The sequence below is a fragment of the Bordetella tumulicola genome (assembly GCF_054779135.1).
In genome coordinates this window covers 1-17814 of the sequence record NZ_BAAGYU010000004.1, presented here as the reverse complement: position 1 = coordinate 17814, position 17814 = coordinate 1, and the positions used below count along the sequence as shown (strand labels likewise).

General features: G+C 57.3%; 32 protein-coding genes. 1 reads left to right on the top strand and 31 read right to left on the bottom strand.

Annotated features, from left to right (window positions below):
* Positions 1-11: 11 nt before the first annotated feature.
* Entirely contained in the window at positions 12-1919 is a 1908-nt protein-coding gene (gene dsbD, locus ACYVDM_RS02250) for a protein-disulfide reductase DsbD (RefSeq protein ID WP_415791238.1), read from the bottom strand.
* Positions 1920-1928: 9 nt separating this feature from the next.
* The gene (cutA, locus tag ACYVDM_RS02245; protein WP_415791240.1) at positions 1929-2270 is read right to left on the bottom strand and encodes a divalent-cation tolerance protein CutA; all 342 of its coding nucleotides are present in this window, start codon (positions 2268-2270) and stop codon (positions 1929-1931) included.
* A gap of 79 nt (positions 2271-2349) precedes the next feature.
* Between cutA and ACYVDM_RS02240 the strand changes: the two genes are divergently transcribed.
* Positions 2350-2790 (top strand): HIT family protein, encoded by a 441-nt coding sequence (locus ACYVDM_RS02240; RefSeq protein ID WP_415791242.1) that lies wholly within the window; start codon positions 2350-2352, stop codon positions 2788-2790.
* A gap of 71 nt (positions 2791-2861) precedes the next feature.
* Here the strand turns inward: ACYVDM_RS02240 and rplQ are convergent, their stop codons facing one another.
* The 29 genes from rplQ to rpsJ all read right to left on the bottom strand — a co-directional run bounded on the left by rplQ (position 2862) and on the right by rpsJ (position 17683).
* Positions 2862-3257 (bottom strand): 50S ribosomal protein L17, encoded by a 396-nt coding sequence (gene rplQ, locus ACYVDM_RS02235; protein WP_415791244.1) that lies wholly within the window; start codon positions 3255-3257, stop codon positions 2862-2864.
* Positions 3258-3371: 114 nt separating this feature from the next.
* On the bottom strand, positions 3372-4358 hold the full coding sequence (locus tag ACYVDM_RS02230) for a DNA-directed RNA polymerase subunit alpha (protein ID WP_415791246.1): 987 nt from the start codon (positions 4356-4358) through the stop codon (positions 3372-3374).
* Between the two features lie 197 nt (positions 4359-4555).
* A complete protein-coding gene (gene rpsD, locus ACYVDM_RS02225; RefSeq protein ID WP_415791248.1) occupies positions 4556-5179 on the bottom strand; it encodes a 30S ribosomal protein S4 in 624 nt (207 codons plus the stop codon).
* Positions 5180-5190: 11 nt separating this feature from the next.
* Positions 5191-5592: a 30S ribosomal protein S11 gene (gene rpsK, locus ACYVDM_RS02220; RefSeq protein WP_006216516.1), complete on the bottom strand. Its 402-nt coding sequence runs from the start codon at positions 5590-5592 to the stop codon at positions 5191-5193.
* A gap of 15 nt (positions 5593-5607) precedes the next feature.
* On the bottom strand, positions 5608-5973 hold the full coding sequence (gene rpsM, locus ACYVDM_RS02215) for a 30S ribosomal protein S13 (RefSeq protein ID WP_012251748.1): 366 nt from the start codon (positions 5971-5973) through the stop codon (positions 5608-5610).
* A 42-nt stretch (positions 5974-6015) separates the two neighbouring features.
* A complete protein-coding gene (rpmJ, locus tag ACYVDM_RS02210) occupies positions 6016-6129 on the bottom strand; it encodes a 50S ribosomal protein L36 (protein WP_114419073.1) in 114 nt (37 codons plus the stop codon).
* A 34-nt stretch (positions 6130-6163) separates the two neighbouring features.
* A complete protein-coding gene (gene infA / locus ACYVDM_RS02205) occupies positions 6164-6382 on the bottom strand; it encodes a translation initiation factor IF-1 (RefSeq protein ID WP_160351891.1) in 219 nt (72 codons plus the stop codon).
* Between the two features lie 9 nt (positions 6383-6391).
* Complete coding sequence (secY, locus tag ACYVDM_RS02200; protein WP_415791252.1) at positions 6392-7720, bottom strand: preprotein translocase subunit SecY; 1329 nt, start codon at positions 7718-7720, stop codon at positions 6392-6394.
* Positions 7721-7734: 14 nt separating this feature from the next.
* On the bottom strand, positions 7735-8175 hold the full coding sequence (gene rplO, locus ACYVDM_RS02195; protein ID WP_415791254.1) for a 50S ribosomal protein L15: 441 nt from the start codon (positions 8173-8175) through the stop codon (positions 7735-7737).
* A gap of 9 nt (positions 8176-8184) precedes the next feature.
* On the bottom strand, positions 8185-8370 hold the full coding sequence (rpmD, locus tag ACYVDM_RS02190) for a 50S ribosomal protein L30 (RefSeq protein WP_415791256.1): 186 nt from the start codon (positions 8368-8370) through the stop codon (positions 8185-8187).
* A gap of 3 nt (positions 8371-8373) precedes the next feature.
* Positions 8374-8895: a 30S ribosomal protein S5 gene (gene rpsE, locus ACYVDM_RS02185; protein WP_415791258.1), complete on the bottom strand. Its 522-nt coding sequence runs from the start codon at positions 8893-8895 to the stop codon at positions 8374-8376.
* A gap of 15 nt (positions 8896-8910) precedes the next feature.
* Positions 8911-9276, bottom strand: coding sequence for a 50S ribosomal protein L18 (gene rplR / locus ACYVDM_RS02180; protein ID WP_415791260.1), 366 nt, complete (start codon positions 9274-9276; stop codon positions 8911-8913).
* Positions 9277-9297: 21 nt separating this feature from the next.
* Positions 9298-9831 (bottom strand): 50S ribosomal protein L6, encoded by a 534-nt coding sequence (rplF, locus tag ACYVDM_RS02175; RefSeq protein ID WP_415791262.1) that lies wholly within the window; start codon positions 9829-9831, stop codon positions 9298-9300.
* A gap of 12 nt (positions 9832-9843) precedes the next feature.
* Entirely contained in the window at positions 9844-10239 is a 396-nt protein-coding gene (rpsH, locus tag ACYVDM_RS02170) for a 30S ribosomal protein S8 (RefSeq protein ID WP_415791264.1), read from the bottom strand.
* 10 nt (positions 10240-10249) lie between these two features.
* Positions 10250-10555 carry a 30S ribosomal protein S14 gene (rpsN, locus tag ACYVDM_RS02165; RefSeq protein ID WP_415791266.1) on the bottom strand — a complete coding sequence of 102 codons (306 nt, stop codon included), beginning with the start codon at positions 10553-10555 and terminating at the stop codon, positions 10250-10252.
* A gap of 12 nt (positions 10556-10567) precedes the next feature.
* Positions 10568-11107 (bottom strand): 50S ribosomal protein L5, encoded by a 540-nt coding sequence (gene rplE, locus ACYVDM_RS02160; RefSeq protein ID WP_415791268.1) that lies wholly within the window; start codon positions 11105-11107, stop codon positions 10568-10570.
* 12 nt (positions 11108-11119) lie between these two features.
* Positions 11120-11440 carry a 50S ribosomal protein L24 gene (rplX, locus tag ACYVDM_RS02155; protein ID WP_415791270.1) on the bottom strand — a complete coding sequence of 107 codons (321 nt, stop codon included), beginning with the start codon at positions 11438-11440 and terminating at the stop codon, positions 11120-11122.
* Positions 11441-11450: 10 nt separating this feature from the next.
* Positions 11451-11819, bottom strand: coding sequence for a 50S ribosomal protein L14 (rplN, locus tag ACYVDM_RS02150; protein ID WP_003806916.1), 369 nt, complete (start codon positions 11817-11819; stop codon positions 11451-11453).
* Positions 11820-12301: 482 nt separating this feature from the next.
* Positions 12302-12583, bottom strand: coding sequence for a 30S ribosomal protein S17 (gene rpsQ, locus ACYVDM_RS02145; protein ID WP_415791274.1), 282 nt, complete (start codon positions 12581-12583; stop codon positions 12302-12304).
* Between the two features lie 2 nt (positions 12584-12585).
* Positions 12586-12777, bottom strand: a complete 192-nt coding sequence (gene rpmC, locus ACYVDM_RS02140; RefSeq protein ID WP_415791276.1) for a 50S ribosomal protein L29 — start codon at positions 12775-12777, stop codon at positions 12586-12588.
* Positions 12778-12787: 10 nt separating this feature from the next.
* Positions 12788-13204, bottom strand: a complete 417-nt coding sequence (gene rplP / locus ACYVDM_RS02135; protein ID WP_029579982.1) for a 50S ribosomal protein L16 — start codon at positions 13202-13204, stop codon at positions 12788-12790.
* A 2-nt stretch (positions 13205-13206) separates the two neighbouring features.
* Positions 13207-13998: a 30S ribosomal protein S3 gene (rpsC, locus tag ACYVDM_RS02130; protein ID WP_415791278.1), complete on the bottom strand. Its 792-nt coding sequence runs from the start codon at positions 13996-13998 to the stop codon at positions 13207-13209.
* 9 nt (positions 13999-14007) lie between these two features.
* Positions 14008-14337, bottom strand: a complete 330-nt coding sequence (gene rplV / locus ACYVDM_RS02125) for a 50S ribosomal protein L22 (protein WP_415791280.1) — start codon at positions 14335-14337, stop codon at positions 14008-14010.
* Positions 14338-14340: 3 nt separating this feature from the next.
* Entirely contained in the window at positions 14341-14616 is a 276-nt protein-coding gene (gene rpsS, locus ACYVDM_RS02120; RefSeq protein WP_415791282.1) for a 30S ribosomal protein S19, read from the bottom strand.
* Between the two features lie 12 nt (positions 14617-14628).
* Positions 14629-15456, bottom strand: coding sequence for a 50S ribosomal protein L2 (gene rplB, locus ACYVDM_RS02115; protein WP_415791284.1), 828 nt, complete (start codon positions 15454-15456; stop codon positions 14629-14631).
* Positions 15457-15753 (bottom strand): 50S ribosomal protein L23, encoded by a 297-nt coding sequence (gene rplW / locus ACYVDM_RS02110; protein ID WP_415791286.1) that lies wholly within the window; start codon positions 15751-15753, stop codon positions 15457-15459.
* Complete coding sequence (gene rplD, locus ACYVDM_RS02105; RefSeq protein ID WP_415791288.1) at positions 15750-16367, bottom strand: 50S ribosomal protein L4; 618 nt, start codon at positions 16365-16367, stop codon at positions 15750-15752. Before rplD ends, rplW begins: the two co-directional genes overlap by 4 nt.
* A gap of 5 nt (positions 16368-16372) precedes the next feature.
* The gene (gene rplC / locus ACYVDM_RS02100; RefSeq protein ID WP_415791290.1) at positions 16373-17062 is read right to left on the bottom strand and encodes a 50S ribosomal protein L3; all 690 of its coding nucleotides are present in this window, start codon (positions 17060-17062) and stop codon (positions 16373-16375) included.
* A 309-nt stretch (positions 17063-17371) separates the two neighbouring features.
* The gene (rpsJ, locus tag ACYVDM_RS02095) at positions 17372-17683 is read right to left on the bottom strand and encodes a 30S ribosomal protein S10 (protein WP_003806903.1); all 312 of its coding nucleotides are present in this window, start codon (positions 17681-17683) and stop codon (positions 17372-17374) included.
* Between the last annotated feature and the right edge of the window lie 131 nt (positions 17684-17814).

Genomic DNA, 17814 nt, shown 5'->3' with positions numbered 1-17814 from the left:
TTTTCTTATTCCTAACGCAACACTCGGTCTAATACACTCGCGAAACGGGCCGCATCCTGAAACCCAACGACGCGAGCGTCAGCGATAGGTGTACCACCCGGCTCAAAAAATAGAATGCCGGGCGGCCCAAATAATCGAAATCGCTTCAGCAGCTCTCGATCGTCCGCATTATTCTGTGTCACGTCGGCTTGTACCAGCAACATGCGCGACAGTTTGCTCGCGACGACAGGATCAGAAAACGTAAAGCGCTCCATTTCGCGGCACGATACACACCAATCCGCATAGAAATCCAACATCACGGGTCGGGTGCTCTGCGCCAGCAAAGCATCCAACTCGGCGGTATTGCGCACGCGTGTAAATTCCACATGCCCCGTGGCTGCAATCGTCTCGTTGCCACCACCTCGCTGCACCAAATGCGACAGTGGCTGCAAAACGTCACGCCCCCCGCTAGCCGCACCCACCAACCACGCTGCGGCTGCTAAGGCCAGCAGCAATCCGATGCCTTTTGCGAACATACGGGGAGCCCCTGCCGAATCGGGCAATCCATCAAAGGCGCGCAACATCACGGCACCCACGATGGCCAAAAATGCCCAGCCTGTCATCTGCAACCACGTCGGTGTAATGGGGATGAGCATCCACCACGCTGTGGCGAGCAACAGCATGCCGAACAATCGCTTGACGCCATCCATCCACGGCCCAGCTTTAGGCAGTAGCGCACCGGACGACGCGCCCACAATCAGCAAAGGCACGCCCATGCCCCAAGCCAGCGCAAACAGCGCTGCAGCGCCCAGTACCACGTCGCCGGTCTGGGATATGTACAACAAGGCGCCGGCCAACGGGGCCGCGACGCAGGGGCCCACGATCAACGCCGATATCGCGCCCATTGCCAAAGCACCTGTTACGCGCCCTCCGGGGATGCGCGTCGAACGTGCTGTCAACCAGCTCTGCACGGCGCCCGGGACCTGAAAATCAAAAGCGCCAAACGTTGCAACGGCCAGTATGACCAATACGCCAGCAAATACGGCCAAAATCCACGGCGTCTGTAACCATGCCGCCAGACCCGCGCCGCTCAGGCCGGCCGCCACGCCCAATGCCGTGTAGACCACCGACATACCCAATACATAGGCCGCTGCCAAGCCCAGGCCACGCCAACGCCCCGGACGCACATCCCGTGTTCCGCCGACAACGATGGAAGACAAAATGGGAATCATCGGCAACACGCATGGTGTTAACGCCAACAACAGGCCCAATACCCAGAACACACCTGCGGTCTTGAGCCAACCCAAACCGCTGATTGCATCGGCCAGCCCCATATCGCCGGCAGACAACAGCGAAGTCAGTCCGCCCGTGGAAGCCGAACTGGTAGATGAATTCGCCACGCCCGAGCCACCGACCACCAAGCCCGTCACTGAGCGGCTCGCATCGGCGCTGTCCAACCCATACCCCCCAGCAATAGGGGTCAGCTTGATCGTGTGATCTGCAGGTGGGTAGCACAGCCCAGCATCGGCACAGCCTTGACTGGTCACTTTCAGGACGAACGGCTGCGTTCCCGCAACCGGTACCGTGATCGTCACCTGACGGTGATAGACCTCCATATTCTTTTCGAAGGTAGGGTCGTATTTGACGTCACCCTGTGGATAAACGGGCTGCCCCAACGTCACTGCGCCCTCTGGATCGGCTTGCAACTGAAACCGCTCGCGATACATGTAGTACCCCGGGGCGATGCGATATTGCAGCTCGACGGTGCCGGGCGCGGCCATCGTTGCACTGAACACGAAAGCCTGCTCCGGCGGCAAAAAATCATCCTCTGACAGCGCGGCCACTGGACGCCAGGCCAACATGAGCCAGATCGCGATAGCGGTCAGCGCGATCCAGCCATACCGCCATCGCGACGGTTTACGAACCATGAACTGATGCATCAAATTCTCTTAGTCAATGGGCTTGCCCGTTGCTTGATTACGCACCCAATCCAGATAAGCCGCACTGCCGCCTATCACCGGGACGACGATGATTTCAGGCACCTCGTACGGATGCAGTTTAGCCAAGGCCTGGACAAGGGCATGCTGATGGCCAGCGGTCGTCTTGATCCACATCGGTACCTCGTCTGCCCCTTCGATTTGGCCTTCCCAGTGATAAATGGACAAAATGGGGGCACCGAGGTTCACGCAGGCTGCCAGACCATCCTCTACCAACACATGGGCAATACGTTTAGCCAACAATAGGTCTGGGGCGTTACTGATAACCAGCACGATATCGTCGTCGCGCGACATGAGAGCTCCTGCAAACGGTTTGCACCGCAGTGTCTATACGGTATCTTACTTTGTGTATCGTCACAGAGACCCTATCGCCATGTCAGACTCCTGCTTGTTCTGCCGTATCGCACAAGGCCAGATTCCCGCGCACATCGTGCACGAAGACGAGGACATACTGGCCTTTCTGGACATTCAACCTGTCCGGCCAGGGCATGTGCTGATTATTCCCAAGCAGCACTACCCGTACTTCGAAGATCTGCCGCAGCGACGGGCCAATCAGATTCTGGCACTCGGCCAATCGCTGGCTCAGGCCATGAAGGCCCTATATCAGGTCGAACGCGTCGGATTCGTCTTTACCGGCATCCACGTGGCTCATGCACACGCGCATCTCATCCCCATGCACACGCTGCAAGACGTGACGTCCACTCAATACATTGCCCAGCAGGATCTGGAATTCATCACGCCTCCGCAGCCGCCCGCCGAGCAATTGGCGGCGACGGCCGCTCAGTTGCAGGAAGCCTTAAAAACCCGTCCTTAAGAAAATGAACGCAGGCCCTTAAAACAAAGGCGAGCCCGAGAGCTCGCCTTTGCGCTTATTCACTGACCGGATTATTCGGCAGCGTTGTCGGCCTCGGTTTCCTCGACTTCAGGACGATCCACCAATTCCATGAAAGCCATGGGAGCGTTATCGCCTTGACGGAAACCCATCTTCAGAATGCGGGTATAGCCGCCGTTACGGGCCGCATAGCGGGGACCGATTTCGGCAAACAGCTTCACCACAGCATCGCGATCACGCAGACGGGCAAAAGCCAGACGCTTGTTCGCCAGAGTGGGTTCCTTGCCCAGAGTAATCAGGGGTTCAACGACGCGGCGCAGTTCTTTCGCCTTGGGCAGCGTGGTCTTGATCGCTTCGTGGGTCAACAACGAAACGGCCATGTTGCGAAACATGGCAAGACGGTGGCTGCTAGTACGATTGAGTTTACGCAAACCATTACCGTGACGCATGATAAGTTCCTTTTGAATCTAAAGGCGGCGCTTGCACCACCAGGTTATCCGGATCTTCTATCAGCCTGTTGCCAGACTGCGGTCCGGTAGAAAATGGGTAATTTAATGGACGAATCAGGGGCGTTCCAGACCCAGAGGCGGCCAGTTCTCGAGCTTCATGCCCAAGGTCAAGCCACGTGCAGCCAGAACTTCCTTGATTTCGTTGAGCGACTTACGACCCAGGTTCGGGGTCTTGAGCAACTCGTTTTCAGTACGCTGGATCAGGTCGCCGATGTAGTAAATGTTTTCGGCCTTCAGGCAGTTGGCCGAACGCACCGTCAACTCCAGATCGTCCACCGGACGCAGCAGCACCGGATCGATTTGCGGCGTGCCACGCACCGGCGCTTCGTACGAATCGCCTGCGCCTTCCAGGGCCGCAAACACCGAAATCTGATCCATCAGAATGCGAGCCGACTGACGAACGGCTTCCTCAGGCGAGATAACGCCGTTGGTTTCGATATCCAGAACCAGCTTGTCCAGGTCGGTACGCTGCTCAACGCGAGCGCTTTCAACAGCGTAGCTGACGCGGCGCACGGGGCTGAACGAAGCGTCCAGCACGATACGACCAATCGTGTGGGTACGGTCTTCGGACAGGGCACGCACGTTACCCGGCACATAGCCGCGACCCTTTTCGACCTTGATCTGCATTTCCACCTTGCCGGCGTCGGTCAGGTTGCAGATGAGGTGATCGGGATTGATGATCTCGACGTCATGCGGCAGCTCGATATCGCTGGCCAACACGGCGCCCACGCCATTCTTGCGCAGCACCAGCGTGACTTCGTCACGATTGTGCAGCTTGAAAACCACGCCCTTCAGGTTCAGCAGGATGTCGACGACATCTTCGCGCACACCGGGAATGGTCGAGTATTCGTGCACGACGCCGGTCAGTTGCACTTCGGTGGGCGCGTAGCCCGTCATCGAAGACAGCAAAATACGGCGCAGGGCGTTGCCCAGCGTGTGGCCGTAACCACGCTCGAAGGGTTCCATCACGATCTTGGCATGGTGAGTGCCGACCGGTTGAACATCAATGGAACGCGGCTTCAGAAAACCTTGAGTGGACATGTACAGTATTCCTTTTCAATACCCTCGGCTCGTTACACCGATAAGGCTGATGGAAACAAAAGAAACGCAGCAAAAAGTGCTGCTCACTATGACCGCAAAACCCGCTTGCGCGGAAATCGCGGAAGCGGGTTGCTGCGGGACTTGCAATCGAAAAAACGAAGCAAGCAGTGCGATCATCAAGATCGCACTGGCTACGATTAACGCGAGTACAGTTCGACGACCATCGATTCGTTGATATCGCGAGCGACATCAGCACGATCGGGAGCTGCCTTGAACGTACCGGCCATTTTGTTCGTATCGACCTCCACCCATTGGGGGATGCCGATGCTCGAGGCCAAATCCAGCGATTCGCGGATACGACCTTGCTTCTTGGCCTTTTCGCGGATGGTGATCACGTCTCCAGCCTTGACGATCATCGAAGCGATGTCTGCGGTGTGACCATTCAACTCGACAGCGCGGTGGCTAACCAGTTGGCGGGCTTCAGCACGCGTCGAGCCGAAGCCCATGCGGTACACCACGTTGTCCAGGCGCGATTCCAGCAACTGAATCAGTGTTTCGCCCGTGTTGCCACGGCGACGCTCGGCTTCAGCGAAGTACTTGCGGAATTGCTTCTCCAGCACGCCGTACATACGCTTGAGCTTTTGCTTTTCACGCAGTTGCAGACCGTAGTCGGAGGTGCGGGATCCCGAAGTGCGGCCATGCTGACCAGGCTTGGAATCCAGCTTGCACTTGGAATCCAGCGAGCGGCGGGCGCTCTTCAGGAAGAGATCGGTACCCTCGCGGCGCGAGAGTTTGCATTTGGGTCCAGTATAACGAGCCATGTGGATTCCCCTTAGATACGACGACGCTTCGGCGGACGGCAGCCGTTATGCGGTACGGGCGTGATATCGGCAATGCTCGAGATCTTGATGCCCAGCGCATTCAGCGCACGCACGGACGATTCGCGACCAGGACCAGGGCCCTTGATACGCACTTCGAGAGTTTTGATGCCATATTCGAGCGCCACGCGGCCGGCCGTTTCGGCAGCCACCTGAGCGGCGAACGGCGTCGATTTGCGCGAGCCCTTGAAGCCCGCGCCACCCGAAGTCGCCCACGACAGAGCATTGCCCTGGCGGTCGGTAATGGTGATGATCGTGTTGTTGAACGACGCGTGAACGTGCGCAATGCCGTCCGAGACGTTCTTCTTGACCTTTTTGCGTACGCGCGAAGCGCCGCTGGTGGAAGCTTTCGCCATAATCTAATTCCTCGATTATTTCTTCAGGGACGCAGCAGCACGACGCGGTCCCTTGCGGGTGCGGGCGTTGGTTCGAGTGCGCTGGCCGCGCACGGGCAAACCGCGCTTGTGACGCATACCACGATAAGTGCCCAAATCGATCAAACGCTTGATCGACAATTGGACTTCGCGACGCAGGTCACCCTCGACCGTGAACACACCAACGTGTTCGCGAATACGCTCCAGTTCCGCGTCGGTCAGATCCTTGACCTTTTTGGAAAGGGGTACATTTGCTGCTTCGCAAATCTTGCGGGCGCGCGTACGACCGATGCCAAAAATGGCGGTCAGGCCGATCTCGGCGTGCTGTTGCGGCGGAATGTTAATGCCAGCAATACGGGCCATGACTGTTCCTTGAATAAATCCGTTGCGTGTCGCTAACCGGGGTTAGCCTTGACGCTGCTTGTGACGCGGGTCGGTGCAGATAACGCGCACCACGCCGTGACGTTTAATAACTTTGCAGTGGCGGCAAATCCGCTTAACCGATGCCATTACTTTCATGGTTGACTCCTAATTTTCCGTAATCCAGATCTACTCATTTTGAGCGAAACACAATTCTTGCCCTTGTCAGGTCATAGGGCGTGAGCTCCACAGTGACCTTGTCGCCCGGCAGAATCCGGATGTAATGCATACGCATCTTGCCGGAAATATGGCCTAACACCACGTGGCCGTTTTCGAGCTTGACGCGAAAAGTCGCGTTGGGGAGATTTTCAACAACCTCACCTTGCATCTGAATGACGTCGTCCTTGGACATTCTTCTTCGCTACCGCATCGGCAAACCTGAGGAACCCTTGAAGTTCGCCTTCTTTAGTAGCGAATCATACTGGTGCGACATCATGTAGGCCTGAACCTGGGACATGAAATCCATCGTCACCACTACGATAATCAACAAGGACGTGCCACCAAAATAAAACGGTACATTCCAACGCATCACCAAGAACTCTGGCAGTAGACACACCAGGGTGATATACAACGCACCCACCAGCGTCAAACGCATCAGAATCTTGTCGATGTAGCGCGCTGTTTGCTCGCCCGGGCGGATGCCAGGAACGAACGCACCACTTTTCTTCAGGTTATCTGCCGTTTCGCGGCTGTTGAATACCAACGCCGTGTAGAAGAAGCAGAAGAAAATGATCGCGGCCGAATACAACGTGATGTAGAGCGGCTGACGAGGCTCAAGAGCCGCTGCCAGGTCACGCAACCACAACATGCTGTTACCCGTCGAAAACCAGCTGGTAATCGTAGCCGGAAACAAAATGATCGACGACGCAAAGATCGGCGGAATCACGCCAGCCATGTTCAGCTTTAGCGGCAAGTGCGAGCTTTGACCACCGTAGATCTTGTTACCCACTTGGCGCTTGGCATAGTTCACCGTGATCTTGCGCTGTCCGCGTTCCACGAACACCACAAAAGCAGTGACCAACACCACCAACGCCACGATGAACAGGGCCGAAACCACCGACATCGCATTGGTACGAACCAGATCCAGCAATCCAGCCAGCGCCGAAGGCAGTCCGGCAACAATACCCGCGAAAATCAAAATCGAGATACCGTTACCCAGACCACGCTCGGTGATCTGCTCACCCAGCCACATGATAAACATGGTGCCGGTCAGCAACGTCACGACCGTCGTAAAGCGGAACAACATGCCAGGGTCAATCACCAACCCCGGCTGGGACTCCAGTGCTACCGAAATACCCACCGCCTGCACCAGCGCCAGCACCACAGTGCCGTAACGGGTGTATTGGGTGATCTTGCGGCGACCGGCCTCGCCCTCTTTTTTGAGGGCTTCCAGCGACGGAACCACAACGGACATCAACTGCATAATGATGGATGCAGAGATGTACGGCATGATCCCCAAGGCGAAGATCGAAAAGCGCGACAACGCGCCGCCCGAAAACATGTTGAACAGGCCCAGGATACCGCCCTGGTTTTGACGGAACAGGTCCGCCAGTGCGTCCGGATTGATGCCCGGTACGGGAATGTGCGTACCCAGCCGGTAAACCACCAAGGCGAGCACCAGGAACACGAGACGGCGCTTTAAGTCGCCGTACTTCGGTCCGGTCTTGCCCAGTGCCTGTGCGTTAGCCACGTATTACCCCGCAATCAAGCAAGCGAGCCGCCCGCGGCTTCGATGGCGGCGCGAGCGCCGGCCGTCGCAGTGATGCCCTGGAGCGTCACTTTGCGCGAGAGTTCACCGGACTTGATGACCTTGGCGTAGCGAACCTGTTGACCGATCACGCCGGCGGCCTTCAACGCTTGCACATCGATCTCGTCGATGGGCAGCGCTTGCAGTTCCGACAGGCGAACCTCGGCATGCAAGTGTCGACCCATGGGCGTGAAACCACGCTTGGGCAGGCGACGCTGCAGCGGCATTTGACCGCCTTCGAAGCCGACTTTGTGAAAGCCACCCGAACGCGATTTTTGACCCTTGTGGCCACGACCGGCGGTTTTACCCAGACCCGAACCGATACCACGGCCGACGCGGCGCTTGGCGTGCTTGGCACCCTCAGCGGGCTTCAGCGAATTGAGTTGAATATCCGACATCGTAATTCCTTAGGCTTCCGAGACGGAGACAAGATAATCCACTTTACGGATCATCCCGCGCACCTCGGGCGTGTCGACCAGAACTCGGCTGCTGTTGATACGGCGCAGACCCAGACCGCGGACGGTGTCGCGGTGGGATTGCTTTGTACCGATCGTCGAGCGCACGAGGGTAACTTTGATCTGCTTCTGAGACATGATTTACCCCAGGATCTCTTCGACGGTCTTGCCGCGCTTGGCAGCGACTTCTGACGGAGTCAGGGAAGCACGCAGGCCGTTCAGCGTAGCACGGACCAAGTTGTAGGGATTGCTCGAGCCGAGACTCTTGGCAACAACGTTACGCACACCCATCACGTCGAAGATAGCGCGCATCGGGCCACCGGCAATCACGCCAGTACCTTCAGCAGCCGGCGAGATCAAGACGGTGGAAGCACCGTGCTTGCCCACGACTGTGTGATGCAACGTGCCGTTCTTCAGCGCAACCTTGAACATGCCGCGGCGGGCTTGTTCCATTGCTTTCTGGACCGACACCGGCACTTCACGCGCCTTGCCCTTGCCCATGCCGATACGGCCATCGCCATCACCTACAACGGTCAGCGCGGCGAAGCTCATGGTGCGACCACCTTTGACCACTTTGCTGACGCGATTTACCGCGATCATTTTTTCGCGCAAGCCGTCGTCGTTCTCTTTTTCCGCGGCGCCTTTGCCTTGTACTTTAGCCATTTGACAAATCCTCGCTTAGAACTTCAGGCCGGCTTCACGCGCGGCATCGGCCAGCGCTTTCACGCGGCCATGGTAACGAAAGCCCGAGCGATCGAAAGCGACCAATTCGATACCGGCAGCCTTGGCCTTTTCGGCCACGCGCTTGCCCACCAGCGTGGCAGCGGCAGTATTGCCGCCCTGACCGGTTTGACCGGCCAGTTGCGCACGCACTTCGGGTTCCAGCGTCGAAGCGCTGACCAGCACGCGATCGCCTTCCGGCGAAATGATGTTGGCGTAAATGTGCAGATTCGAGCGGAAGATCGAGAGGCGGTGTACGCGCAACTCGGAGATCTTCCGACGGGTCGTAACTGCACGACGCAAACGGGAAACTTTTTTGTCCATGATTCGTCCTTGCGTGCGCCGTTATTTCTTCTTGGTTTCTTTAATGACGACGCGTTCGTCCGCATAACGCACGCCCTTGCCCTTGTAGGGTTCGGGTTCGCGATAGGCGCGGATTTCAGCGGCCACTTGACCGACGACTTGCTTATTGGAGCCCTTAATGACGATTTCCGTCTGGGTCGGGCATTCGGCTTTGATACCAGCAGGCAGCTTGTGCACAACATCGTGCGAGAAACCCAACTGCAGCTTGATGGCATCACCTTGGATTTGGGCACGATAACCCACACCCACCAGGTTCAGCTTGCGCTCGAAGCCCTTGCTCACACCAGTCACCATGTTGGCGACCAGCGCACGCACGGTGCCCGACATAGCGCCAGCATGGCGCGAGTCGTCAACAGCAACAAACGTCAGTTTGCCATCGTCGAGTGCGACCTTGACGTGACCCGTCAGTTCTTGGCTCAAAGTGCCCATCGGGCCTTTGACGGTGATTTGGTCCTGTTGGATGTTGGCTTCAACACCCTTGGGCAAATCGACCGGATATTTAGCAATACGTGACATTATCGTTACTCCTTAGGCCACGTAGCACAGGACTTCGCCGCCGACACCGCTTGCACGGGCCTTGCGATCAGTCATGACGCCACGCGAGGTGGAAACGATAGCCACGCCCAGGCCGTTCATGACCTGAGGAATGCTGGTACGGCCCTTGTAAATACGCAAGCCAGGGCGCGAAACGCGTTCAATGCGCTCGATAACCGGACGGCCAGCGTAGTACTTCAGGGTGATTTCCAACTCAGGCTTAGCCTGCGTGCCTTTGACTTCAAAGCTGTCGATGTAGCCTTCGTCCTGGAGCACAGCGGCAATTGCCGCCTTCAGCTTCGAGGAGGGCATGCTCACCGTAACTTTGTCAACTTGCTGCGCATTGCGAATGCGAGTCAGCATATCGGCGATGGGATCGCTCATGCTCATGTTTTTTCTCCTACCAGCTGGCCTTGGTGATGCCGGGGATTTCCCCCTTCATCGCCATTTCACGCAGTTTGTGGCGAGTCAGCCCAAACTTGCGGAAGACACCGCGCGCACGACCCGTGACGACGCAGCGGTTACGCTGGCGAGTCGGGTTAGCATTGCGCGGCAGTTGTTGCAGCTTCAGCCGAGCTTGATAACGCTCTTCGTCGGTCTTGGATTGATCGTCGACGATCGCTTTCAGTTCAGCACGGCGAGCCGCGAACTTGTTAGCCAGCTTGGCGCGCTTGATATCGCGATTGATGAGGGAAAGTTTAGCCACGTCATCAGCCCCTTAGTTACGGAACGGGAAGCTGAAGGCCGTTAACAGCGCCTTGGCTTCATCGTCGGTCTTCGCGGTGGTAGTGATGCTGATGTTCAGCCCACGCAACGCGTCGATCTTGTCGTATTCGATTTCGGGGAAAATGATCTGCTCTTTCACCCCGATGTTGTAGTTACCACGACCGTCGAATGCACGACCGGAAATACCACGGAAGTCGCGCACACGAGGCAACGCAACCGCCACCAGGCGATCCAGGAATTCGTACATACGTTGACCACGCAACGTCACCATGCAACCGATCGGGTAGTTTTCGCGGATCTTGAAACCGGCGATAGCCTTACGGGTCTTGGTGATGACGGGCTTTTGGCCAGCGATCTTGGTGAGATCAGAAACAGCGTGCTCGATGACCTTTTTGTCAGCGACGGCTTCCGAGACACCCATGTTCAGGGTGATCTTGGTGATGCGCGGCACTTCCATTTGGCTCTTGTAGCCAAATTTTTCCTTCAGGTCAGGAGCAACTTTGCTCTTGTAGAGTTCTTGCAAACGAGACATGTCTGTCGCCCCTTACGCCTTGGCGCCGACAACGGCACCATTGGAACGGAACACGCGGACCTTGCGGCCATCGACTTCTTGCACGCCGACGCGATCGCCCTTACCGGTGGCCGGGTTAAACAGCGCCACATTGGAAATGTGGATCGGCAAAGTCTTTTCGATGATGCCGCCAGGGTTGTTGGCCATAGGATTGGCCTTGACGTGCTTTTTAACGACGTTAACGCCTTCGACCAGAACGTGATCGGCATCAACGCGAGCCAGCACGGTGCCACGACGCTTTTTGTCGCGGCCGGTCAGGACGACGACTTCGTCGCCTTTACGAATGTTGTTCATCGTGAGCTCCTTACAGCACTTCAGGGGCCAACGACACGATCTTCATGAAACGCTCGGTACGCAGTTCACGCGTAACGGGTCCGAAGATGCGGGTGCCGATGGGCTCCAGCTTGGCATTGAGCAACACGGCGGCATTGCCACCGAAGCGGATCAGCGAACCGTCTTTACGGCGCACACCCTTGGCGGTACGAACCACCACGGCGTTGTAAATTTCGCCTTTTTTGACGCGCCCGCGCGGAGCCGCATCTTTGACGCTCACCTTGATGATGTCGCCGATACCGGCATAACGGCGCTTGGAGCCACCGAGCACCTTGATGCACATAACAGCACGCGCACCGGTGTTGTCGGCCACGTCCAGCGTGGTCTGCATTTGGATCATGATTTTTCCTGTTCCAACTTAACTGGAATTACGATTTCCCGACCAGGGGATGTCGCATTTCCTGCCAGTTTTGGTCCCGTCAGGTCCGCCGCCCATTTCGAAGACAATCTTCAAAACAAAACAACGACCCTGGGTTGAAATCCTGCGGATACTTTCCCCGATACCCTTGTCGGCCAACCGCAGCCATCAGGCTGCAACACATAACCAATACAGGCAACTCGGGAAAGCGTGTAATTCTAGCGTACCTAATATGCGAACGCAAGCCCTTTGTGTGAAAAATGTGCAGTATCACTACAAAAGGTATGGCCGCATCAATCTTACCAAGCAGGTTTACCAAATATAGGCTGAACCAATAGGTTCGCCCATAAGGCTGTCAACGAGGCCTGCCAATAGAAAACGGCAAGGATATGGATCCTCGCCGTTCCTCAAACCGACCGGCTCTTAACAAAGTGTTAATTGCCAGTCGATCTGGTTCGCATCAATTAGATGATGCGGACCGCTTCGATCAAACGAACCACGCTCCAGGACTTCGAGCGCGAGATCGGACGACCTTCAGCGATTTCAACGGTATCGCCTTCGTTGTATTGGTTCGTCTCGTCATGCGCTTTGTACTTTGCGGAGCGCATGATGATCTTGCCATAGATGGGGTGCTTGACGCGACGTTCAACCAGAACGACGATCGTCTTGTCCATCTTGTTGCTAACAACTTTGCCAACCAGCGTACGCTGGCGCTTGGCGACTTGGGTGTTTTGAGTTTCGCTCATTTTTATTTCCCTGCCTTTTCGGTCAGCAAGGTACGCACACGCGCGATATCGCGACGGACGTTGCGCAGCTGGCTGGTGTTGGCAAGCTGCTGCGTGGCCTTCTGCATACGCAGACCGAATTGTGCCTTCAGCAGGCTCTCGAGCTCTTGGCCGAGCTCGGCGGCGTCTTTCGAACGGAGTTCGGTAGCTTTCATTGTGTACTCCTTAAGCACCGATATGACGCGCGACGAACGTGGTCGAGATCGGCAACTTGGCGGCGGCCAGGCGGAAAGCCTCGCGCGCCAGCTCTTCGCTAACCCCTTCCATTTCGTAGAGCACCTTGCCGGGTTGGATTTCGGCGACCCAGTACTCCGGGTTACCTTTACCGTTACCCATCCGGACTTCGGCTGGCTTTTGCGAGATCGGCTTATCCGGGAAAATGCGAATCCAGATACGGCCGCCACGCTTGATGTGACGGTTGATGGCGCGACGAGCAGCTTCGATCTGACGAGCCGTCAGACGGCCGCGGCCGGTGGCCTTCAGGCCGAACTCGCCGAACGACACGTTCGTGCCGCGCGTCGCGAGACCGGTGTTGCGGCCCTTTTGCTCTTTGCGATACTTTCTGCGAGAGGGTTGCAGCATGGTTATTCTCCTTCAGGAGCCGGGGCCGCGTCCGCCTTGCGGGGACCACGACCACGACCACCCGGACGACCCGGACGATCACCACCAGGACGATCGCCACGCGGTGCGCGACGCGGACGACGCTCTTCTTCACGCGGAGCAGCGGTTTCCGGCGGCAATTCGCCGTTGGCCAACATGTCGCCCTTATAGACCCAGACCTTGATGCCAATCACACCGTAGGTGGTGTGGGCTTCGGAAGTACCGTAGTCGATATTGGCCTTCAGCGTGTGCAGCGGTACGCGACCCTCGCGGTACCATTCGGTACGTGCGATTTCGATACCGTTCAGACGGCCTGCGCTCATGATCTTGATGCCTTGAGCACCCAGACGCATGGCGTTCTGCATAGCACGCTTCATTGCACGGCGGAACATGATGCGCTTTTCGAGCTGCTGCGAAATCGAATCAGCGATCAGTTGAGCGTCGGTTTCCGGCTTGCGGATTTCCTCGATGTTGACGTGCACAGGCACGCCCATCAGACGCTGCAGATCAGCCTTCAGGTTTTCGATGTCTTCGCCGCGTTTACCGATCACCACACCCGGGCGAGCCGAGTAAACGGTGATGCGTGCGTTCTTGGCGGGACGCTCGATAATGACGCGGCCAACAGAAGCGCTCTTGAGCTTTTTCTTGAGGTATTCGCGAACGCGGATGTCTTCGGCCAACATCGTGCCGAAAGCTTTGTCATCAGCGAACCAACGCGAAGACCAATTACGGGTGACCGCGAGACGGAACCCAGTGGGGTGAATTTTCTGACCCATCGTGACTCCTTAGCCTCCGACCTTGACCGTGATATGGCAGGTCTGCTTCTCAATGCGGTTACCGCGGCCCTTGGCACGAGCCGAGAAACGCTTCATCGATTGGGCCTTGTCGACGAAAATCGTAGTGACTTTCAATTCGTCGATATCGGCACCGTCGTTGTGTTCGGCATTCGCGATGGCGGACTCGACAGCCTTTTTCAGGATGCCGGCAGCCTTCTTGGGGGAAAAGGTGAGGATATTCAGCGCCTGAGACACCGACTTGCCGCGGATCAAATCCGCAACCAAACGGGTCTTTTGGGCCGAGATGTGAACCCCACGGATAATGGCAGTAGTTTCCATCGCTTACCTCTTCGCCTTCTTGTCCGCAGCGTGACCCTTGTACGTACGGGTCAGTGCAAACTCGCCGAGCTTGTGACCGACCATGTTCTCGTTGATATACACGGGAACATGCTGACGGCCGTTGTGCACAGCGATCGTCAGACCGATAAACTCGGGCAGGATCGTGGAACGGCGCGACCAGGTTTTGATCGGCTTCTTGTCTTTGCCCGCGACGGCCGCGTCCACCTTGTTGATAAGGTGGGCGTCGACAAACGGACCTTTCTTGATCGAACGTGACATAGTGTTCGCCTCTTACTTGCGCTTGCGCCGTTGGACGATCATATTGTTCGTCCGCTTGTTGCGACGGGTTTTGAAACCCTTCGAGGGCGTGCCCCACGGGCTGACCGGTTCGCGTGCTTCGCCAGTACGGCCTTCGCCGCCACCGTGCGGGTGATCCACCGGGTTCATGGCAACACCACGAACCGTCGGACGCACACCGCGCCAACGCATTGCACCGGCCTTGCCGATTTGGCGCAGGCTGTGTTCTTCGTTACCGACTTCACCGATGGTGGCACGGCACTCAATGTGAACGCGACGGACTTCGCCCGAACGCAGACGCACCTGAGCGTACGTACCTTCTCGAGCCAGCAGCACCGCGGATGCACCAGCCGAACGCGCCATTTGGGCGCCCTTGCCAGGCAGCATTTCGATGCAGTGGATCGTGGTACCCACCGGAATGTTACGGATAGGCAGCGTGTTACCAGCGCGAATCGGGGCTTCGATACCCGAGATCAGCGTGGCGCCCACTGCCAGACCGCGCGGCGCAATGATGTAGCGACGCTCACCGTCGGCGTAGCACAACAAAGCAATGTGCGCCGTACGGTTGGGGTCGTACTCGAGGCGTTCGACCGTGGCCGGAATGCCATCTTTGTTGCGACGGAAGTCGACGATACGATAGTGCTGCTTGTGACCACCACCACGATGACGAATCGTGATGTGACCGTTGTTGTTACGGCCAGAACCACGGATCTTCTTTTCGAGCAGGGCAGCGTGCGGCGCACCTTTGTGCAGGTTCGGGCTAACTACCTTCACCATGCCACGGCGGCCAGCCGAGGTCGGTTTTACTTTGACGAGGGCCATTTACTTCACCTCCGCAAAGTCGATTTCCTGGCCGTCTTTGAGCGCAACATAAGCCTTGCGCTCAGTGCGGCGGCGGCCCATGAAACGGCCAAAGCGCTTGACTTTGCCCTTACGGTTGAGGACCTGCACGGACTCGACCTGCACCTTGAACAGCAGTTCGACGGCAGCCTTGATTTCCGGTTTGGTAGCGTCAGCCACGACACGGAAAGCGACTTGCTGATTTTTCTCGGCGACGAAGGTGGCCTTTTCGGTCACCACCGGCGCCAGAATGACTTGCATCAAGCGTTCGGCGTTCATCCCAGCATCTCCTCGAGTTGAGCGATGGCCGGCTTGGTGATCAGCACTTTCTTGTAGTGGATCAGCGACAACGGATCGGCATAACGGGGCTCGACCACGGCAACATGCGGCAAGTTGCGGGTGGCGAGGTAAACATTTTCATCGAGGGTGTCGGTAATGATCAACACCGAATCCAGGCCCAGACTCTTTAGCTTGGAAACTGCCAGCTTGGTCTTGGGAGATTCGAGATCGAACGTATCGACAACAGCAATGCGGTCTTCGCGAGCCAACTGCGACAGAATCGAACGGATACCCGCGCGATACATTTTCTTGTTGACCTTTTGGCTGAAGTTTTCTTCAGGCGAATTCGGGAAAGCACGACCACCCCCACGCCACAACGGCGACGAGGTCATACCAGCGCGTGCGCGACCGGTACCCTTTTGGCGCCAGGGTTTCTTGGTGCTGTGCTTGACTTCGGCACGATCTTTCTGGGCACGGTCACCGCTACGCGCGTTGGCCTGAAAGGCCACGACGACTTGGTGAACCAGCGCTTCGTTGAAATCACGACCGAAAATGGTGTCGGGCGCGCTAAAAGTCGCGGCCTCACCTTGATCGTTCAGGAGCTTGAGATCCATGTTGCTTACGCCCCCTTCTTGGCCGGCGCCTTGATGGCCGGACGCACGACGATATCGCCGCCTGCGTGGCCGGGGACAGCGCCCTTGACCAACAGCAGACCGCGCTCTGCGTCCACACGCACGACGTCGAGGTTTTGAACGGTACGGGTAACGTCACCCAGGTGACCCGCCATGCGCTTACCCGGAAAAATACGACCCGGATCTTGTGCTTGACCGATCGAGCCCGGTACGCGGTGCGAACGGGAGTTACCGTGCGACGCGCGTTGCGAACCGAAGTGGTGACGCTTGATGGTACCGGCGAAACCCTTACCGATGGTGGTACCCGTCACGTCGACTTGTTGGCCGGCTTCGAAGACCGACTCAACAGCGATGACGGCGCCCGGCGTGAACTCGGCCAGACGGGCCGGATCCAGACGGAACTCTTTCAGCATGCTGCCGGCTTCAGTGCCGGCTTTGGCGTAGTGACCAGTTTGAGGCTGGGCCACACGCGAGGCACGACGAGTGCCATAAGCCACCTGGACTGCAGCATAGCCGTCAGCTTCCAGGGACTTGATCTGGGTCACACGGTTGTTCGACACGTCCAGCACGGTCACCGGGATGGATTCACCTTCCTCGGTAAAAATGCGGGTCATGCCGACCTTGCGACCCACCAGACCCAGCCGGTGAGCGGCGGGCGTGGGCGTCGAATTCGACATTGTTTTCTCCATTCCCGACTACGATTGGTCGGGGCTAATCAGGCGAAAGGTAAAGGCTTTCACCCTACAGGGCCAAGTAACCATAACCGCTTGCTTTACTTACGCCTATTACTACGGCGCTACTGCTTTTCACTAGCATGCGATCAGGTTGCTGTTGCCACAAAATGGCAAGCTTTGCATATTAGCACAGTTTTTCCTGATGGCACAAGTAGTTAGGTGCACAATGGAAAAACGCCACATTCCGAAGCGTGTGGCGTTTTTTCATGCCAAGCAGAAAGCCCGGCAAAGCCCCGAAGGGCTTGACATACCTTACTGCAGCGCGATTTCGACGTCGACACCAGCCGGCAGGTCCAGACGCATCAGGGCGTCAACGGTCTTGTCGGTGGGATCCACGATGTCCATCAAACGCTGATGGGTACGAATCTCGAACTGATCGCGCGACGTCTTGTTCACGTGAGGTGAACGCAGAACGTCGTAGCGGCGGATACGGGTAGGCAGCGGCACCGGACCACGAACCACGGCGCCCGTGCGCTTGGCGGTATCGACGATCTCGGCAGCAGACTGATCGATCAGCTTGTAGTCAAAAGCTTTCAAGCGGATGCGGATCTTCTGGTTTTTCATGGTGTTTCCTAAAGAACGAAAAACGAAAGCGGTTGGAGGGGACGCAACCACTTTCGTTGGTTGGGGGTCGCCTTAAGCGATGATCTTTGCGACGACGCCAGCGCCGACGGTACGGCCGCCTTCACGGATGG

Coding starts and splice junctions, on each gene's coding strand:
- dsbD (WP_415791238.1), bottom strand. CDS start 1,919: ATGCATCAGTTCATGGTTCGTAAACCGTCGCGATGGCGGTATGGCTGG.
- cutA (WP_415791240.1), bottom strand. CDS start 2,270: ATGTCGCGCGACGACGATATCGTGCTGGTTATCAGTAACGCCCCAGAC.
- ACYVDM_RS02240 (WP_415791242.1), top strand. CDS start 2,350: ATGTCAGACTCCTGCTTGTTCTGCCGTATCGCACAAGGCCAGATTCCC.
- rplQ (WP_415791244.1), bottom strand. CDS start 3,257: ATGCGTCACGGTAATGGTTTGCGTAAACTCAATCGTACTAGCAGCCAC.
- ACYVDM_RS02230 (WP_415791246.1), bottom strand. CDS start 4,358: ATGTCCACTCAAGGTTTTCTGAAGCCGCGTTCCATTGATGTTCAACCG.
- rpsD (WP_415791248.1), bottom strand. CDS start 5,179: ATGGCTCGTTATACTGGACCCAAATGCAAACTCTCGCGCCGCGAGGGT.
- rpsK (WP_006216516.1), bottom strand. CDS start 5,592: ATGGCGAAAGCTTCCACCAGCGGCGCTTCGCGCGTACGCAAAAAGGTC.
- rpsM (WP_012251748.1), bottom strand. CDS start 5,973: ATGGCCCGTATTGCTGGCATTAACATTCCGCCGCAACAGCACGCCGAG.
- rpmJ (WP_114419073.1), bottom strand. CDS start 6,129: ATGAAAGTAATGGCATCGGTTAAGCGGATTTGCCGCCACTGCAAAGTT.
- infA (WP_160351891.1), bottom strand. CDS start 6,382: ATGTCCAAGGACGACGTCATTCAGATGCAAGGTGAGGTTGTTGAAAAT.
- rplO (WP_415791254.1), bottom strand. CDS start 8,175: ATGTCGGATATTCAACTCAATTCGCTGAAGCCCGCTGAGGGTGCCAAG.
- rpmD (WP_415791256.1), bottom strand. CDS start 8,370: ATGTCTCAGAAGCAGATCAAAGTTACCCTCGTGCGCTCGACGATCGGT.
- rpsE (WP_415791258.1), bottom strand. CDS start 8,895: ATGGCTAAAGTACAAGGCAAAGGCGCCGCGGAAAAAGAGAACGACGAC.
- rplR (WP_415791260.1), bottom strand. CDS start 9,276: ATGGACAAAAAAGTTTCCCGTTTGCGTCGTGCAGTTACGACCCGTCGG.
- rplF (WP_415791262.1), bottom strand. CDS start 9,831: ATGTCACGTATTGCTAAATATCCGGTCGATTTGCCCAAGGGTGTTGAA.
- rpsH (WP_415791264.1), bottom strand. CDS start 10,239: ATGAGCATGAGCGATCCCATCGCCGATATGCTGACTCGCATTCGCAAT.
- rplE (WP_415791268.1), bottom strand. CDS start 11,107: ATGTCTCGTTTGCAAGAACTCTACAAGAGCAAAGTTGCTCCTGACCTG.
- rplX (WP_415791270.1), bottom strand. CDS start 11,440: ATGAACAACATTCGTAAAGGCGACGAAGTCGTCGTCCTGACCGGCCGC.
- rplN (WP_003806916.1), bottom strand. CDS start 11,819: ATGATCCAAATGCAGACCACGCTGGACGTGGCCGACAACACCGGTGCG.
- rpsQ (WP_415791274.1), bottom strand. CDS start 12,583: ATGAGCGAAACTCAAAACACCCAAGTCGCCAAGCGCCAGCGTACGCTG.
- rpmC (WP_415791276.1), bottom strand. CDS start 12,777: ATGAAAGCTACCGAACTCCGTTCGAAAGACGCCGCCGAGCTCGGCCAA.
- rplP (WP_029579982.1), bottom strand. CDS start 13,204: ATGCTGCAACCCTCTCGCAGAAAGTATCGCAAAGAGCAAAAGGGCCGC.
- rpsC (WP_415791278.1), bottom strand. CDS start 13,998: ATGGGTCAGAAAATTCACCCCACTGGGTTCCGTCTCGCGGTCACCCGT.
- rplV (WP_415791280.1), bottom strand. CDS start 14,337: ATGGAAACTACTGCCATTATCCGTGGGGTTCACATCTCGGCCCAAAAG.
- rpsS (WP_415791282.1), bottom strand. CDS start 14,616: ATGTCACGTTCGATCAAGAAAGGTCCGTTTGTCGACGCCCACCTTATC.
- rplB (WP_415791284.1), bottom strand. CDS start 15,456: ATGGCCCTCGTCAAAGTAAAACCGACCTCGGCTGGCCGCCGTGGCATG.
- rplW (WP_415791286.1), bottom strand. CDS start 15,753: ATGAACGCCGAACGCTTGATGCAAGTCATTCTGGCGCCGGTGGTGACC.
- rplD (WP_415791288.1), bottom strand. CDS start 16,367: ATGGATCTCAAGCTCCTGAACGATCAAGGTGAGGCCGCGACTTTTAGC.
- rplC (WP_415791290.1), bottom strand. CDS start 17,062: ATGTCGAATTCGACGCCCACGCCCGCCGCTCACCGGCTGGGTCTGGTG.
- rpsJ (WP_003806903.1), bottom strand. CDS start 17,683: ATGAAAAACCAGAAGATCCGCATCCGCTTGAAAGCTTTTGACTACAAG.